Source organism: Microbacterium sp. NPDC055910 (genome assembly GCF_042271185.1).
Taxonomy (GTDB): domain Bacteria; phylum Actinomycetota; class Actinomycetes; order Actinomycetales; family Microbacteriaceae; genus Microbacterium.
Genome location: NZ_JBHJZS010000048.1, coordinates 1 through 16497 on the forward strand (window position 1 = coordinate 1; position 16497 = coordinate 16497).

General features: G+C 69.5%; 14 protein-coding genes. 5 read left to right on the plus strand and 9 right to left on the minus strand.

Annotated elements, in window-relative coordinates; all coding sequences use genetic code 11:
* Positions 1-26: 26 nt before the first annotated feature.
* The 8 genes from ACFC3F_RS14220 to ACFC3F_RS14255 all read right to left on the minus strand — a co-directional run bounded on the left by ACFC3F_RS14220 (position 27) and on the right by ACFC3F_RS14255 (position 9606).
* Positions 27-1172, minus strand: coding sequence for an acyl-CoA dehydrogenase family protein (locus ACFC3F_RS14220; protein WP_376131068.1), 1146 nt, complete (start codon positions 1170-1172; stop codon positions 27-29).
* Positions 1169-2377 (minus strand): thiolase family protein, encoded by a 1209-nt coding sequence (locus tag ACFC3F_RS14225; RefSeq protein ID WP_376131070.1) that lies wholly within the window; start codon positions 2375-2377, stop codon positions 1169-1171. The genes ACFC3F_RS14220 and ACFC3F_RS14225 overlap by 4 nt, the downstream gene beginning before the upstream one ends.
* Positions 2377-3552 carry a CaiB/BaiF CoA transferase family protein gene (locus ACFC3F_RS14230; protein ID WP_376131073.1) on the minus strand — a complete coding sequence of 392 codons (1176 nt, stop codon included), beginning with the start codon at positions 3550-3552 and terminating at the stop codon, positions 2377-2379. The genes ACFC3F_RS14225 and ACFC3F_RS14230 overlap by 1 nt, the downstream gene beginning before the upstream one ends.
* On the minus strand, positions 3552-4343 hold the full coding sequence (locus tag ACFC3F_RS14235) for an enoyl-CoA hydratase/isomerase family protein (protein WP_376131075.1): 792 nt from the start codon (positions 4341-4343) through the stop codon (positions 3552-3554). The genes ACFC3F_RS14230 and ACFC3F_RS14235 overlap by 1 nt, the downstream gene beginning before the upstream one ends.
* Before the next feature lie 109 nt (positions 4344-4452).
* Positions 4453-6714, minus strand: coding sequence for an acyl-CoA dehydrogenase family protein (locus ACFC3F_RS14240; RefSeq protein WP_376131078.1), 2262 nt, complete (start codon positions 6712-6714; stop codon positions 4453-4455).
* Positions 6715-6750: 36 nt separating this feature from the next.
* Complete coding sequence (locus ACFC3F_RS14245; protein WP_376131081.1) at positions 6751-7923, minus strand: thiolase family protein; 1173 nt, start codon at positions 7921-7923, stop codon at positions 6751-6753.
* A gap of 45 nt (positions 7924-7968) precedes the next feature.
* Positions 7969-8829, minus strand: coding sequence for an enoyl-CoA hydratase-related protein (locus ACFC3F_RS14250; RefSeq protein WP_376131084.1), 861 nt, complete (start codon positions 8827-8829; stop codon positions 7969-7971).
* A gap of 144 nt (positions 8830-8973) precedes the next feature.
* Positions 8974-9606 carry a TetR/AcrR family transcriptional regulator gene (locus tag ACFC3F_RS14255; protein WP_376131087.1) on the minus strand — a complete coding sequence of 211 codons (633 nt, stop codon included), beginning with the start codon at positions 9604-9606 and terminating at the stop codon, positions 8974-8976.
* A gap of 251 nt (positions 9607-9857) precedes the next feature.
* Between ACFC3F_RS14255 and ACFC3F_RS14260 the strand changes: the two genes are divergently transcribed.
* Positions 9858-10265: an EthD domain-containing protein gene (locus ACFC3F_RS14260; protein ID WP_376131090.1), complete on the plus strand. Its 408-nt coding sequence runs from the start codon at positions 9858-9860 to the stop codon at positions 10263-10265.
* 8 nt (positions 10266-10273) lie between these two features.
* Here ACFC3F_RS14260 and ACFC3F_RS14265 read toward each other — a convergent pair whose 3' ends face one another.
* A complete protein-coding gene (locus tag ACFC3F_RS14265; protein WP_376131093.1) occupies positions 10274-11119 on the minus strand; it encodes a MaoC/PaaZ C-terminal domain-containing protein in 846 nt (281 codons plus the stop codon).
* Between the two features lie 210 nt (positions 11120-11329).
* Here ACFC3F_RS14265 and ACFC3F_RS14270 point away from each other — a divergent pair, with 210 nt between their 5' ends.
* The 4 genes from ACFC3F_RS14270 to ACFC3F_RS14285 all read left to right on the plus strand — a co-directional run bounded on the left by ACFC3F_RS14270 (position 11330) and on the right by ACFC3F_RS14285 (position 16482).
* Positions 11330-13117, plus strand: coding sequence for an AMP-dependent synthetase/ligase (locus tag ACFC3F_RS14270; protein ID WP_376131097.1), 1788 nt, complete (start codon positions 11330-11332; stop codon positions 13115-13117).
* On the plus strand, positions 13114-13659 hold the full coding sequence (locus tag ACFC3F_RS14275; RefSeq protein ID WP_376131100.1) for a TRAP transporter small permease: 546 nt from the start codon (positions 13114-13116) through the stop codon (positions 13657-13659). Before ACFC3F_RS14270 ends, ACFC3F_RS14275 begins: the two co-directional genes overlap by 4 nt.
* Positions 13656-15137: a TRAP transporter large permease gene (locus tag ACFC3F_RS14280; protein ID WP_376131103.1), complete on the plus strand. Its 1482-nt coding sequence runs from the start codon at positions 13656-13658 to the stop codon at positions 15135-15137. Before ACFC3F_RS14275 ends, ACFC3F_RS14280 begins: the two co-directional genes overlap by 4 nt.
* Positions 15138-15207: 70 nt before the next feature.
* On the plus strand, positions 15208-16482 hold the full coding sequence (locus ACFC3F_RS14285; RefSeq protein ID WP_376131106.1) for a hypothetical protein: 1275 nt from the start codon (positions 15208-15210) through the stop codon (positions 16480-16482).
* Positions 16483-16497 lie beyond the last annotated feature (15 nt).

The following is a 16497-nucleotide window of genomic DNA, read 5'->3' on the forward strand; positions in this document are numbered from 1 at the left end:
CTCGCGTGCGGCCCCGTGCTGACGGATCAGTAGGACTTCGGAAGCGACAGCCCCGCCATCGCGATCTGGTTCAGCGCGAGCTCGCGCGCCACCGGGGCGGTCTTGAGCAGGCGCAGATACCCGAAGCGATCGAACAGCAGGGTCTCGTCGGTGAAGCCGCTGCCGCCGAAGGTCTGCAGCGCCGCGTCGGCGGCCTTCAGCCCCGCGTCGCAGGCCTTCACCTTGGCCATGTTGCACTCCAGGCCCGCGTTCTCGCCCGACATGTACTTGTCGGCGCCGCGCTCGATGAGCGCCCAGGCTGCCTCCAGCTCGATGAGCGCTTCGGCCAGCGGGTGCTGCACGGCCTGATACTGCCCGATCGGCACGTCGAAGACCACGCGCTGACGCGCGTACTCCGTCGCCTTCGCCAGACACCAGCGGCCGATCCCGACCGCCTGCGCCGCGACGATGAGGCGCTCGGGGTTCAACCCGTCGAAGAGCGCCCGTCCGCCGGCGCCGGAAGCACCGATGAGGGCGTCCTCCCCCAGCAGCACATCATCGAAGAACAGCGTCCACTGCTTCTCCGGCACCGGCGCCATGACGCCGACCTCGTGCATCTGGATGCCCTCGTGCGGGAGCGGGATGGAGAACAGCGAGAAGCCGCCGCTGTCCGCGTCGCGGGCGACGAGGAGCATGACGTCGGAATCATCCACGGCGGAGATGTAGGTCTTCTGGCCCGTGATCCGCCAACCGCCGTCCTCGCGGGTGGCCTTGGTCGACATGTTCGCCGAGTTCGATCCCGATTCGGGCTCGGTCAGCGCGAAGCAGAACCGCAGCGAGCCGTCGCCGATGGCGGGGAGCCAGCGCGCCTTCTGCTCCTCGGAGCCGTGTCGGAGGATGACGGCGCCGGACACGGCCGTCGAGATCGTCAGCTTGCCGGCGGGGTATCCGCCCGCCGCGAGACGCTCCGCGACGAGCAGCATGTCCTTGATCGTGCCGACACCGCCGTACTCGGGAGACAGCGAGACGGCGGCGAGGCCCAGTTCACAGACCTCGTTCCAGTGATCCCGCGCCGCGTCCAGGTCGGCGTACTTCTTGCCCTCGTACTTGGCGCCGAGCCCGAACGCGAGATCGGCGAGCGACGCGAGGTCCTCGCGGTCGATCGGCTCGAAGGTCACGCCGAGGGCGGTCATGCCTGCACCTCGAGCGCGACGGCGTCTCCCTGGCCCAGCCCGCCGCAGATGGAGGCGACGCCGCGCCCGCCGCCCTTCTCCGCGAGACCTCTCGCGAGGGTCAGCAGGATGCGGGCGCCCGAAGCCCCCGGCGGGTGCCCCATCGCCACGGCGCCGCCGTTGACGTTCAGCCGTCCCAGGATCCAGCCTTCGGTCGCGGCGTCGCCCTCGGCGAGGACGCGCGCCGAGGTCAGCGGCACGGCGGCGAACGCCTCGTTGATCTCGAACCGGTCCACGTCCCGCAGATTCCAGCCCGCCGATTTCAGGGCGAGGCGGATCGCATCGGCCGGAGCGACGGGGATCTCACGCGGGGCGCGTGCGGCGCTTCCCGTTCCGGTCAGTGTGGCCAGCGCCGTCAGACCGCGCTCCTCGACCCAGCTTCGTCGCGCGAGCACGAGGTAGCAGCCGCCGGAATCCTGCCCCGGCGCATTCCCGGCCGTCACGATCGGGCCGCCGAAGATGGTCTTCAGGCTCGCGAGCTTCTCGATCGTCGTGTCGGGGCGGGGCCCCTCATCCTGATCGAGACTGCCGCGGTCACTCACGTAGGGCACGATCTCGCCGTCGAAGAAGCCGCGCGCCTTCGCCTCGAAGTAGGTCTGGTGGCTGCGAAGGGCGAACTCGTCCGATTCCCCGCGGGTGATCCCGTGCTCGGCTGCGACCTCGCCGGCGTCGACCGCGACGGGCTTCCCGCCGATATCGGCACCGGGCTCGGCCATCGGGTCCTTGAGCGTGGGGCCGCCGCGGCGGATGCCCCACCGGATCGCGGGGTTCATCAGGAACGCCGCCCGACCCATGTTGTCGGCACCGCCCACGAGAACGACGTCGCTCTGGCCGCTCTGGATCGCGCGCGCCCCCAGCTGGACGGCCGTCATCGACGAGCAGCATGCCCGGTCGATCGTGAGGGAGAGCCGGTCCTCGGGGATCCCCGCCCGAAGCATCGCCACGCGGGCCGGGATCGATCCCTCCAGCGCCTCTTCAGCGGGGATCGTCACGCCGTTGTACACCTCGTCGACGTCGCTGGGCGAGATGCCCGCAGCTTCCATGGCCTTGACCATCGCGAAGGTCGCGAGGTCCACGCTCGGCACATCGCGAAGCGCGCCGCCGAACCTGCTGAACGGGGTACGTGCGCCCGCAACGAGCATCACATCATCGGGTGACATCGCCATCACTGCTCCCTCTTGTTGGGGTCCATCGCCGCCCACTCGCGCGCGGAGCGCGAGATGTCGGCCGAAAGCTCGAGTTCGGACAGGATGCTCTCGGCATCACCGCCGACGACAGGGTGGGCCGCCCTTCCGGGCGTCCACGGTCGTGCCATGCGGATGGGGCTGCCCACCTGCAGGGCGTCTGGGGATCCCGGCACCGGGACGAACATCCCGCGCGCCTGGAACTGCGGATCGACCAACGCCTCGGCGAAGGTCTGGACCGGTGTCACGCAGGTCTCGCGGCCCTCGAGCAGCTGCACCCACGCGGCGAGATCCCGCGAGGCGACGAGGTCGGCGACCTCGCCGATCGCCGCGGGGTCCGTCCGGCGGGCGAGCAGATCGGGGCGACCGGCCGCGTCGACGAACTCGGCCCAGAACTGCGGCTCGAGCGCGGCGACAGCGAGGTATCGGCCATCGGCGCAGCGGTACACGCCGTAGGACGGCACCGCGCCGGTGACGGCGGTCGAGGCCGGAGCGTGGCTGCGACCGTCGGCGAGCCAGGAGGAGACGTGCATCCCCATCGCCCACAGCGCGGCATCCGCGAGTCCGACTTCGACCTTGGCTCCCGGGCCTCCGCCGCGAACCGACCACAGCGCCGCGAGGAGCCCCACGGCGCCGGCGAGCCCGCCGATGAGGTCGGCCGACTGGATGCCGGACAGCTGCGGGCCGCCGTCGGCGGAGCCGCTGAAGTGCAGCGCGCCACTGTAGGCCAGGTAGTTCAGATCATGGCTCGGATCGCCGTCGCGAGGCCCGCCCGATCCGTATCCGTTGACGGAGCAGTACACGAGCCTTTCGTTGACGGCACGCAGCTGCTCGTACCCGACGCCGAGCCGCTCGGCCACTCCGGGACGGAACGATTCCAGGACGGCGTCGCTGCGGCCGACGAGCGCGCGGACGATCTCGAGGCCGTGGGGATGCTTGAGATCGACGGCGACGGACTCCTTGCCGCGGTCGATGAACGCGTGCCCGGCCGAAGCACCACCGGGGAGGCGCCCCCCGTACTCGCGCGCCTCCTCGCCCGTGCCGGGCCGCTCGATCTTGATGACGCGTGCGCCGAGGTCCGCAAGCATCTGGCTGAGCACGCCCACCGGCAGCATCCTGCTGAGGTCGACGACGGTGAGTCCTTCGAGGGGGCGCATCAGCGGTGACTGAATTCCGGCGTGCGCTTCTCGAGGAAGGCGGAGAAGCCTTCCTGGAAGTCCTCGGATGCGGCCACGACCAGGAACGCCTCGCGCTCCGCGTCCAGGGCCCCACCGAAGTCCTCGCGTGTGATCCGCTTGATCGTCTGCACGGCTCCGCGCGGGTTGCGGGCGATCTTGGTCGCGAGCGCCATGGCCTCGTCGACGACGGTGCCGGGTTCGGTCACCCGGTTGACGATGCCGAGGTGCTCCGCGCGCGCGGCGTCGATGACCGAGCCGAGGAACATGAGCTCCCGCGCCGCCGAGACACCGATCCGCCGGGGAAGGCGCTGCGTGCCGCCGCCCGCGGGGATCAGGCCCAGCCGAACCTCGGTGAGCCCGAACTTGGCCGTCGGCTCGGAGAGGATGAGGTCGGCCGTCAGTGCGATCTCGAGCCCGCCGCCGACCGCACTGGCCTGCACGGCGGCGATGACCGGCTGGGGGAGGTCCGCCCAGGCAGCGAGCACGCCGCCTGCCCAGCGCGAGTGGGTCGCCATCCCGCCCTCCTTCGTGCGGATGGCTTCGAACTCGCTGATGTCGGCACCCGCCATGAAGGCCTTGTCACCGCCGCCCGTGAGGACGATCGCGCGCACGGACGTGTCGGAGTCCAGTGCCGCCGCGGCCTGCGACAGCCCGGTGAGGACGTCGCTTCCCATCGCATTGACCGGCGGGTAGTCCACGACGACCAGCGCGACGCCGTCGCGCTTGGTGACGGACACCGGTCCGAACTCCAAGGCTCGTTCTTCGGCCACTTCAACCTCCACAGTTCACGACGCGACATCGGTGCGTCTTCCTAGGAATCTAGGGAGCCTCTCGACCCTTGTCAACCAACTGGTTGGTATTTTCCAGCGTGCCCGCAGCTCAATCGCGCGGCAGCCCCAGGACCCGCTCGCCCACGAGATTGCGCAGGATGTTGTCGGTCCCGCCGGCGATGGAGAAGGCCTCCGCGGCGAGAACGCGCTTCAGGATGACGCCTGTCTCGCTTCCGGGCCGCCACGCGGCCGCAGCGGGGCCGAGAAGCCGGACCGCGAGCGCTCCGGCATCCTGCATCGTCCGCGTCATGAGCGCCTTGGCGACCGCGCCCGTCTCGGAGACGAGGGGCCGGCGATGCGCATCGCCGCTGATGTACTCGAAGTACGCGCGCAGGCGCACCTCGGCGAGCACCTGCTCTGCCAACTCCGCCTGCGTGAGGGGATCCTCGTCGCGCCCGGAAGCCGCGGCGAGGGCGAACAGGTCCTCGAGCGACACCCGGGAGACGGCACTGGCTCCCATCGCCATCCGCTCGTGCATCAGCACGAGACGGGCCACGCGCCACCCCTCGTCGAGCTCGCCGATGATGTTCTCACGCGGAACCCGCACACCGTCGAGGAAGACCTCGTTGAAGTCGGACTCTCCCGTCATCTGCCGAAGCGGGCGCACCTCGACCCCCGCGCTGGTCATCGGGACGATGAACATCGTGAGCCCTCGATGCTTGGGGGCACTCGGATCCGTGCGGGCCAGCAGCAGCCCGAAGTCGCACAGGTGCGCGTTCGATGTCCACACCTTCTGGCCCGTCACGACGAAGTCGTCGCCGTCGGCGACCGCGGTGGTCCTCGCCGCTGCCATGTCGGAGCCGGATCCCGGCTCCGAGAAGAGCTCGCACCACACTTCTTCGCCGCGCAGCAGCGGCGGGATCAGGCGCGCGCGCTGCTCCTCGGTGCCGAGTTCGAGGATCGCCGGTCCGATCATCCCGATACCGATGCGGAACAGCTTGTCCTCACCGGCGGCCGTGCTCCGGGTCTCTTCGGAGAAGATGTCGTCGTGGGCCGCCGTGAGCCCCGCCCCGCCGTAGCGGGGCGGATAGGAGATGCCCGCGAAGCCGGCGTCGTACAGCCGACGCTGGTACCGTTTGGCCGCGTCGATGCCCTCCGCCGTCGTGCTCGACGGCCCGGGCCGGACATCCGGCGCCTGCCCTGCGGCAATCGCATCTGTCAGCCACGCGCGAGCGCGCAGGCGGAATTCGGCGGTGTCCTCGGCGACATCCTCCGCGCCGGGCACCGGCGCGGCATCCTCCTTCGCCGGACCCGTCGTGCGCACGAGCGACGCGAGCCGCCCCAGCCGGAGCGAGCGCGGCCCCGCCGCCCCCGTCTCGGCGAGCGCCCGGCGGTAGAAGAGATGCGCATCATGCTCCCACGTGAAGCCGATTCCGCCGTGGATCTGGATGGCCTGCTCACTCGTCCGCACGAACGCATCGCCCGCGATGAGCGACGCCGCGAGCACGGCGGTCTCGACGCGTGACGGATCCGCCCCGGCCGCCGCCAGCCGCGTCGCCTCCGAGACGGCCGCCGTCGCGGCATCGTCGTCGATGAACAGCTCAGCGAGCGCGTGCTTGACGGCCTGGAAGCCGGCGATCGGCCGGCCGAACTGCTCGCGGACCTTGGCGTACTCCGTCGTCACCTCGAGGATGCGTCCCGAAGCACCCAGCGCTTCCGCTGCACGCAGGAGGGCCACCTTCGCCTGCGCGGCGCGCACGGCAGCGCGCGCATCGGGCCCCGGGTCCAGACGCGCGGCCTCGACCTCGCGCAGAGTCAGGAGCCCCACCCGGCGAGTGAGATCCAGCACCACGGCGCTGCTGCGCTCGACGGCCGCGCCCGCGGGGTCCACCCGGAAGACGCCGAGACCTGCACCGGTGTCGGCGACGACATAGACGACCTCGCAGGCCGCCAGGTACTCGACGGGGAGCTCTTCCGCACTCAGGCGCCACGCCTCGCCGTCCCACCGCGCCGTCACGGCGTCATCCCGAAGGCTCGCCGCCACGATCCGGGAGCCCGCCACCGCGTCGGCCAGCTCCGCACCGGCGCGCTCACCGAGCAGGAGTCCGGCAGCCCACAGCGAGAGGTACGGCCCGCCGTAGAGCACCCGGCCCGCCTGCTCGGCGACGATCGAGGCGGCCATCAGGTCACCCGGCTCGCCGCCGTCCTCGGATGGCAGCAGCAGGGATCCGCCGCCGAGCTCTTGACAGAAGCGCGCCCAGACGCGGAGGTCGAAGCCCTCGCCCTCCGATTCGATGTGGTCTCTGAGGCTCCTCAGCGGCGCTTCTCGGGCGAAGAACGCCCGCGAGCCGGCAGCGATCTCGTCATACATGGCGCGGTCCTCGTCTCAGGTGGGCCGGAGCCGGGTTCAGACCCGCTGGATGAGGGTCGCCGTGCCGAAGCCTCCGCCGCAGCACATCGTGACGAGCCCGAACTCCTTGTCGCGCCGCTCGAGCTCGTGCAGAAGCGTCGTGATCAGCCGCGCGCCGCTCGCACCCAGGGGATGCCCCAGGGCGATCGCCCCGCCGTTGACGTTGACGCGCTCAGGGTCCGGCTCGATCTCGTGCTGCCACGCGAGCACGATCGCGGCGAACGCCTCGTTGCACTCGAACAGGTCGATGTCGTCCACCGTCATGCCGTTGCGCTCGAGGATCCGCTGGGTCGCGGGGATCGGGCCCTCCAGCATCAGGACAGGGTCGCAGCCGACGGTGATCGCGTCACGGATGACGGCGCGCGGAGCGAGCCCGAGTGCGCGGACACGATCCAGTTCGCCCACGAGGACGGCGGCCGCCCCGTCGGAGATCTGCGACGAGCTGCCCGCCGTGATCCGCCCGTCGGGACGGAAGACGGGTGCCAGCTGCGCCAGATCCGCCACGTTCGTCCCGGGCCGGATGCCCTGGTCGGCCTCGACGAGGCCATGCGTCGTCGCGAAAGGCGTGATCTCCCTGTCGAAGCGCCCCTCATCCCGCGCGGCGGCGGCGAGCCGGTGCGACCGGGCCGAGAACTCGTCCATCTCCGTCCGGGTGACGCCGTACTTCTCGGCCACCCGCTCGGCCGCCTCGCCCTGATTGACCAGGGGGAAATGCTCGAGGAGCTGCTCGGTGAACGGGCTCCCCCAGGTCTTCTGGATCTCCGGGCCGGCAGCGAACGGGATGCGCCCCATGTGCTCGGCACCCGCACCGATGACGAGGTCCCCTGCTCCTGAGGCGATGAGGCTCGCGGCCGAGTTCACCGCCTGCTGGGAGGAGCCGCACGCGCGGTCGACCGTGGTCGCAGGCGTCTGGACGGGAAGGTTCTCGTGCAGCCAGGCGAGGCGGGCGACGTTGGCGGACTGCACGCCGAAGGGCTGCCCGCAGCCCGCGATGACATCGTCGACCCCCGCGGGGTCGATCCCGACCTGCTCGAGCAGACCCGTGTACGCGCGACCGAGCAGCGCGACGGGGTGCTCGTCCCGGTACATCCCGACGTCCAGTCGCCCCCGCCCGATGGGCAGCCGTGTCGCGCCCACGATCGTCGCGGTCCGGCCTGTGAGTCCAGCCATGTGCACCTCTTCTCAGCGGCACCGGGCGCTCGCCCGGTGGAATGATCAATCGGAAGTCGGAATGAGGTGCACGGGCGGGGCATCCCCGAGACGACCCGCCGGGATCGGCGCGTAGTCCGGACGCTCCTTGCCCAGGCGCGACCCGATCTGCACGAAGTCCCGCCCCGTCAGCGCCTGCTGCGTGATGTCGGCATCGTCGTCGAAGGCCTCCCAGAACGAGGAGCCGGCTGCGCGCTGCACCTGCCACTTCATGACACCCATCGAGACGGCCGAGCCGTTCTCGATCAGGCCGCGCGCGTACTCCCGCGCGGCCTCGGCGAGCACGCTCGACGAGCGCACGTGATCGACGACGCCGAGTCGGCGCGCCTGCACCCCGTCGAACGTTCGCGACGTGAACAGGAGGTCCATCGCACGCGAGGGGCCGACGAGATTCGTCAGCAGCCATGCCAGCCCCTGCTCGGCGACGAGCCCTCGTCTCGCGAAGCCGGTTCCGAACGTGGCGTCGGCGGCGGCGAAGCGGATGTCGCACGCCAACGCGAAGACGAGTCCGATGCCCGCGCAGGGCCCGTTGACGACGCCGATGACGGGCTTGGGGATCGTCCGCGCAATGAGCAGCTCGCGCTCGGGCATCGTCACCTCGTCACCGTCGCCGAGCCCTTCGAGCACGCTGAAGTCCGCGCCCGCGCAGAATCCGCGCCCTGCCCCGGTCAGGATGATGACGCGGACGTCGTCACGGTCGGCCGCTTCGGCCAGTCGCGCGGGCAGCGCGCGCTGCATCTCGCCGTTCATCGCGTTCAGGCGCGCGGGACGGTTGAGGGTGATCGTCGCGATGCCGTCGGCGACATCGAGAAGGACGGTCTCCTCGGACGGCGGCGGCGCGTCTGCCGCTGATGCTCGGGTGTGCACGACATCCTCCACGTCGGTGTGGTCTGTTCGTCACGGCACCCCGCATCTCACCGGGCACCGATCTCGTCGAAGACTAACCAACCAAAAGGTTGGTTGGCAAGCGCAGATACGCCGCCGCCCCTGGACCGGACGGTCGGGATCGGGTCAGCGAAGGCTCGCCATCGCGTACTCCGACATCTTGGCGACGACGTCCTCGCGAGTGAGCTCGCCACCGGGCCGGAACCAGTAGAAGATCCAGTTGCTCATGCCGAAGATGGCGCGCGAGGCGAAGGACGGCTCGACACCGTCGCGCAGCAGTCCGGCATCCGCGGCGACACGGATGAGTGCCCGGAACTCGTGGTCGTACTCCTCCTGCGCGTGCCGGATCTCCTTCGAGTGCACCTCGCTGAGCGAGCGGAAGTCCCGGATGAAGACCTCGGAATAGGTGACATTGCCCATCGTGCAGCGCATGTGGCCTTCCACGAAGGACCGGATGGCCGCGAGCGGGTCATCGGTGATGCTGCGCCACTCCGAGTTCCCCTGGATGATGCGCTCGTGATTGCGCTGGATGATCGCGAAGAGCAGGTCCTCTTTGGTGTCGATGTAGTAGTACAGGCTCCCCTTGAGGATCCCGACCTTGTCCGCGATCTGCTGCAGACTCGTCGCGTCGTATCCGTTCGTGCGGAACAGGTCGGCGGCGGTGTCGATGAGGATCTCGTAGCGGTCGAACCGCCGCCCTTCGCGCGCACCGCCCTTGCGCTCAGCGGCGCCTTCAGTGCTCTTCGTGCGACCAGCCATGTGGTTCACCCTCCATCGTGCGGCATCGTGCCGGTGACTCCCGACTCTGCCCGCTTCGTGTACGACCGTGCAATCACGAACTCCCGATGCGCCGCCGCACACCACAGCCTCGGCTCCGAAAGTGGCCGCCGGCCGTGCTGTCGATCATAAGTCGACGAAAAGACGTCGAAGCAACTCCTCCTTCTCTGGTAACGATTAGCATCGACCGCACAGCTGGGGCCCTACGCCCCCGACGGGCGAAGGAGCCGCGCATGACACTCATCGACGAACAGGACTCTCCGCACGGCGGACCGGAGGCCTCCGGCACGGGCCCCCGCAAGGTGATGGTCCTCCTGACCAAGCGGGCGGATCTGACCCGCGAGCAGTTCATCCGCTACTACGAGGACCACCACGTGCCGCTCGTCCGCCGGCTTCTCCCCTCCATCGGCGAGTACCGGCGCAACTATCTCGACACGACTACGGGGGCGCGTCAGACCCCGCCGCCGGACCTCGGGTTCGATGTCGTGACCGAACTGTGGTTCGAAGACGACGCCGCGTGGGAGAAGTTCCGCAGCGACCTGCAGTCGCCGGAGGTCACCGCCGTCCTCGCCGAAGACGAAGCCAACTTCCTCGACCGGACGAGGAACTGCTCGGTGGGCGTGGACGTCTACCCGCGCTGAGACGTCGGTCAGGCGAACTCGCCCCGCGCGAGCATGTGCACGCTGCCGTCCGGGCGGGTCACCGTGACCTCCAGAGCGTCGTCCCCGCCGTCGCGGACCGCGTAGGTCAGCCGGTCGCCCGGCCACGCGGGAGCCTTCCACCGCGTCTGGAAGCTGCGCAGGGTCGCGATGTCGCGCGCTTCTCCCAGCTGAGCGGCGGCGACACCGGCCGACAGCATCCCCACCGCGAACGGCGAGGGATACCCGGCGTCCTGCGCGAACTGCGCATCGTGGTGGATCGGATTGAAGTCGCCCGAGGCGCCCTGGTAGCGCACGAAGTCGGTGATCGTCAGCGGCTGCGTCACGTGCGTGAGGATCGCGGCGGGGATCTCGGAGGCTGCGTCCGCGGATACCCCGGGGCGGGGGGCGTCGGACCCGTCGCCGCTGTGCTCGGGCAGCGTGATCGTCAGCGCCGTCATCGTGGCGTCGGGCCGGGATTCGTCTTCGGTCCAGAACGAGGTGATCACCTCGGTGAACTCCATCACACCCCGGGACCCGGCCTTCTCGAAGCTGCGCCCGAAGTGCTGGCGCGCACGGTACCGCGTGCCGATGACGGGGAGCCCCCGCGGGTAGTCGAACCGCTGCTCGCCATGGAGCACTCGCCGGTAGTCGCGCTGGACCGTGTGCCAGACCGAGTTCTCGGGCATCATCCACAGGGCGCTCGCGGCGAGGAACGTCACGGGGGCGAGGTCACCCTTCCCCACGGGAGCACCCGTCGCCCGAGCGAACTCGGCGACCTTCCCCTCCTCGACCACGAAGTCGAAGGCGGGCATGCCCGCGGCCGTTCCGTCGCCCATCATCGTCGCCTCGCTCATCGTCGGCCTCCCGCTCGTCTATGCCTATCGTTGTTATGAATAACATGTCCCTGTGGCTGTTCTCAACGACGAGGGCCAGGGGAGACATGGAATGCCGGACGCGATCGCATCAACACGCCCCGCTCACCGCAGGCCGCACTCTTGACGCAGACCAAACGATTGGTTGATACTCTCACCACACGTGCAGTCAGCGCTGACCCCGGATGGACGATGATGCCCACAGACGAACTCGCCACCTATGTTCCCCTCGAACCGACGGGCACCCTCACGGAGGCACTGGCGCGGACGATATCGCGCCGCCCCGACAGCGTCGCCGTCCGCTCCCACGACAACCGCCTGAGCTACACGTGGCGGGAACTGGGAGAGCGCGTCGAGGCCCTCGCAAAGGGCTTCCACAGCCTGGGGCTCCGCCGCGGCGACAAGATCGCGATGCTCATGGCGAATCGTCCCGAGTTCTTCGCGATCGACCTCGCCCTCGTGCGGTTGGGCGTCGTCCCCTTCTCGCTGTACGCGACATCCTCGCGCGAACAGAACTCCTACGCCCTGGAGGACTCCGGTGCCCGGGCCATCATCGTCTCGGCGCCGTTCCTCCCTCGACTCGAGGGCGTCGAGCTGCCGGAGCTGCGCGTCATGCTCGACGAGCCCACCGCCGACGGCTGGCTCGCAGTCGACGACCTCGTCGCCCGCGGCGCCGAGGTCGACCTGTCGTCGGTGCGCGACCCCGAGCCGGACGACCTGCTGACGATGATCTACACGAGCGGAACGACCGGAGCACCCAAGGGCGCCCTCATCTCCCACCGCAACCTGATGTACGCCGCCGACTCCACGCTGCGCGCCGTCAAGGCCCCCACGGGGACCACGATCGTCTCGTGGCTTCCCACCGCCCACATCGGCGAGCGCACCGGCGGCTACGGGATGACGGTCGTCCAGGGCTTCGAGGCTGTCACGGTGGCCGACCCCCGGGAGGTCGTCAACGTCCTTCCCGAGATCAACCCCGGCTACTTCTACGGGCCGCCGCGCACCTTCGAGAAGCTGCGCGCCTCGTTCGAGTCCTGGGTGCTGACCCTCGACGAGGCCGAGCGGGATGCCGTGACGAAGGGCCTGGAGGCGAGCTTCCAGCAGGTGCGCTGCGAGCAGGCGGGCGACGCGGTGCCCGACGAGGTCCGCGCCCTCTCGGCCCGCGCGCGCGACGAGCTGATCCAGCCCTGGCGCGCGCAGGTGGGCTTGGACAACCTCCAGATCGCGGTCGTCGCGACCGCCCCCAACCCCGGGCCGCTGATGGAGTTCTACCACGCGATCGGCATCCCGATGGCGGAGGTGTACGGCCTGACCGAGAGCGGCGCCGGCGGAACGTCTGCCCGAATGGGCGAGATCCGCATCGGCACCGTCGGGCGCCCGGGCGTCCATGTCGAGCTGAAGATCGCGGACGACGGCGAGATCCTGCTTCGCGGTCCGAGCATCTTCGTGGGCTACCACAATCGCCCCGACGCGACGGCGGAGGCCGTCGACGACGAAGGCTGGCTGCACACGGGAGACCTCGGCTCCCTCGACGACGCCGGCTACCTCAAGGTCATCGGCCGCAAGAAGGAGATCCTCGTCACCTCGAGCGGCAAGAACGTCTCGCCCGTCACGGTCGAGTCGGCGATCATCAGCTCCAGCCCCCTCATCGGCCAGACGCTCGCGTTCGGCGAGGGGCGGCCCTACCTGGTCGCCCTCATCGTGCTGGACGGCGAGTACGCCCGGTCCTGGGCCGCACAGGAGGGCCTGGCAGCGACGGACCTGCGCACGCTCGCCGAGGATCCGCGGCTCCTCGCCGCCGTGGGCGAAGCGGTCGCGCGAGGCAACGAGAAGCTCAACAGGGTCGAGCAGATCAAGAAGTTCCACGTGCTTCCCCACGAGTGGCTGCCCGGAACGGTCGAGCTCACGCCGACCTCCAAGATGCGCCGCGAGCCGATCATCGCGAAGTACGCCGACATCATCGAGGGGCTCTACTCATGACCGACGAATCCATCGCCGCCCCGGAGGCCGTCGCGCCCCGGCGGGGGCTGTTCGGCACGATCGTCGCCGCCGTCACCATCGTCTCGATCTTCGCGATGATGGTGCACGTCGTGCTCAACGCGCTCTTCCGGGCGTTCTTCAATCAGCCGATCTTCGGCACGCTCGAGTACACGCAGTTCTGGTACATCCCCCTCATCGCCGCACTCGGGATCGCCCTCGCCCAGGTCAACAACGAGCACATCGAAGCGAGCCTGCTCTTTGACCGGCTGCCTCGCGTCGCCCGCCCGATCGTCGAGATCGTGCTGCAGGTGCTGACCCTCGTCGTCGCGGTGCTCTTCGCGTACTTCGGCGCGCTGATGGCGATCGAGAGCGCAGAGATCGGTCGCACGGCCGGTGTCAGCGGAGTGGCCATCTGGCCGGCGACGTTCTTCCTTCCCATCGCGTTCGCGGCCTTCGCCGTGATCCTCACCATCCAGCTGATCCGAGGCATTCGACGGATGCTCTCGCACGCGTCCGCCGCGACCGGGGAGCCCGAGAAATGACCGACACCAGCACGTTCGTCCCTGCACCGATCGGCACCGATCGGGTCCCGAAGGACCGCCCCTCGTCGTGGGCGTTGCTCATCATCCTCGCCGCCGCGATCCTCGTCCCCGCGGTCGTGATGTTCACGGGCGCCAGCGCCATCACGATCGGCCTGATGGGCATCATCATGATGCTGGGGCTCGTCTTCGTGAAGGCCCCCGTGGCGGTCGCGCTCGTCGTCCCGGGGCTTCTCGGGACCCTCGCGCTGCGAGGTCCCGCCGCCGCCGAGAGCGCGCTCATGGACCTCCCCTACAACGCCGTGGCGGAATGGACGCTCAGCGTCATCCCCATGTTCGTGCTCATGGGCCTCCTCCTCTGGCAGTCCGGCATCACGACGCGCGTCTACGGCACGGCGAAGTCGTGGCTCGGCTGGATGCCGGGAGGCCTCGCCGTCGGCACGAACTTCGCCGGCGCGGGACTGGCGGCCGTGAGCGGCTCGTCTATCGCGACGACCTACGCCCTCGCGCGCGTCGGCATCCCGGAGATGATCAAGGCGGGATACGACAAGCGGCTCGCGATCGTCTCGGTCGCCGTGTCGGGCCTGCCCGGCCAGCTCATCCCGCCCAGCATCATGCTCGTGATCTACGCGGGGATCGCGAGCGTGCCCGTGGGCCCGCAGCTGATCGCGGGCCTCGGCCCCGGCATCCTCGTCGCCATCGTCTTCGCCATCGTGCTCGTGGCGATGAGCATGGTGTGGCCGCGTCTGACCAACGTCAACGGCGGCCCCCGCGTCCGCGAGACCTCGACCTGGTCCGAGCGCTGGCGGAGTCTGCTCTCGGCGTGGCCGATCCCCGTCCTCATCGGCATCATCATCGGCGGGATCTACACCGGGACGCTGACGGTCACCGAAGCCGGCGCCGTCGCGGCGCTCCTGGCAGTCGTCCTCACCGTCTACTACAAGCGCAAGGACCGCCCGTTCGCCGCGATCGGCTCTGCTGCCGTCAGCACTGCCGTCTCGACCGGGGCGATCTTCCTGCTGCTCATCGGCGCGACGATGTTCTCGCGCATGCTGACGCTGTCGGGCGTGACCCGCGACCTCGGCGAGTGGATCACCAGCACGCAGATGGCCGCGTGGCAGTTCCTCCTGCTGATGGCCGTCATCTACCTCATCATGGGCATGTTCCTCGACCCGCTCGCGATGATGCTGCTCACGGTCCCGATCCTCGTTCCCACGCTCGAGGCGATGGACATCTCGCTGCTCTGGTTCGGCGTCTTCGTCGTCTTCATGGGCGAGCTCGCGGTGCTCACACCGCCCGTCGGCATCCTCGCGTACATCATCCACAACATCACCAAGGACCCCGCGGTGAACCAGGGCGTGAACATCACCCTCCGCGACGTCTTCGTCGCCATCCTGTGGCTCATGCCCGCGTCGGTCGCGATCATCCTGCTCCTGATCTTCTTCCCGGAGATTGCGACGTTCCTGCCCTCCATGGGCTGACGCGCGCCGCGCTTCAGCAATCACGCACGAGAAGGAGAACACCGTGCCCCAGAAACACCATGCACCCCTGATGAGGCGAGCCGCACAGACCGCTGCCGTCGCGATCGTCACGACCCTGGCCCTCGCGGGCTGCGGCAGCACCACGGCGGGCGGCGGCGGATCCTCCGACTCCGCTGGGGTGCCCTTCGGGGCGAGCAAGGCGGAGTACCAGGCCGCCTTCGCCGACCTCGACCAGATCACGCTGATCACACAGACCGCGGGCGCGCCGGGGACGATCACGAGCAAGTACTTCGAGGAGTACCAGGAAGCCGTCACCGACTGGTCCGGCGGCAAGATCGAGTTCGAGACGAACTTCTCCTACTCTGTCGCTCCGGCCACCGAGGTCAGCGACGCCGTCGCAGACGGTCGTCTGGACATGTCCTACACGATCCCCGCCTACCAGCCCGAGGAGCTCGCCGCCTCCAACGCCCTGATCGACATGAGCATCACGGCGGAGCAGACACCGCTCGTCGGCCTTCTGCAGCTCATGGGCTGGTCCTTCGAGTCGTCCCTCGCCTCGGAGCCGATCCGCGCCGAGTTCGAGAAGATCGGGCTCTACCCGCTCCTGCCGGTCTACGCGCTCGGCCCGGATGTCATCGCCTGCTCGAGCCCGCGCTCGACACTCGCCGAGCTCAAGGGCGCAAGCGCCCGCATGGGCACCCGGCTCAACGCTCCGCAGTTCAACGCTCTGGGCATCGAGGGCGTGAGCCTGTCGGTCCAGGAGATCTATGAGGCGCTGCAGCGCGGCGTCATCGACTGCACCACATCGGGCCCGCTCTCGCTCGCCCTCAACGGCTCCGTCGAGGTCGCCCCGCACGTCCGCTACGTCCCCACGACCGGCTTCGCGGGCGGCTTCGCCTCGCTCGTCATCAACCAGAGCGTCTTCGAGTCGCTGCCCCTCCCCGCCCGCCAGCTGCTCCACGACCGGCTCGATGTGTTCGTCGAGGCCCAGATCAACAGCGGCATGGGCGCCGAGATGGACCTGCTCGTGCAGTCCGAGAAGTACGGCGGCACGGTCGAGGCGTTCGAGGACGATGTCACCGCGGCGCTCGAGGACGCGAACGCCGGGATCATCGAGGGCGCACGCAGCGAGCTGGCGGGCGTCGAGGACCCCGCGACCTTCGTCGACGACGCGCAGTCGACGATGGAGAGCTGGCTCGACACCGTCGTGGGCCTCGGATACGACCCCGCGATCGGCTACCAGGAGTACGGCCAGTGGTACCAGTCGCGCACCGACGGAGACCTCGACGCCTTCCTGGACAAGCTGTTCAGCGGCGACGTGGCCAAGGCGAACCGTCCTTCCTGACCCACGGTCCGGGGT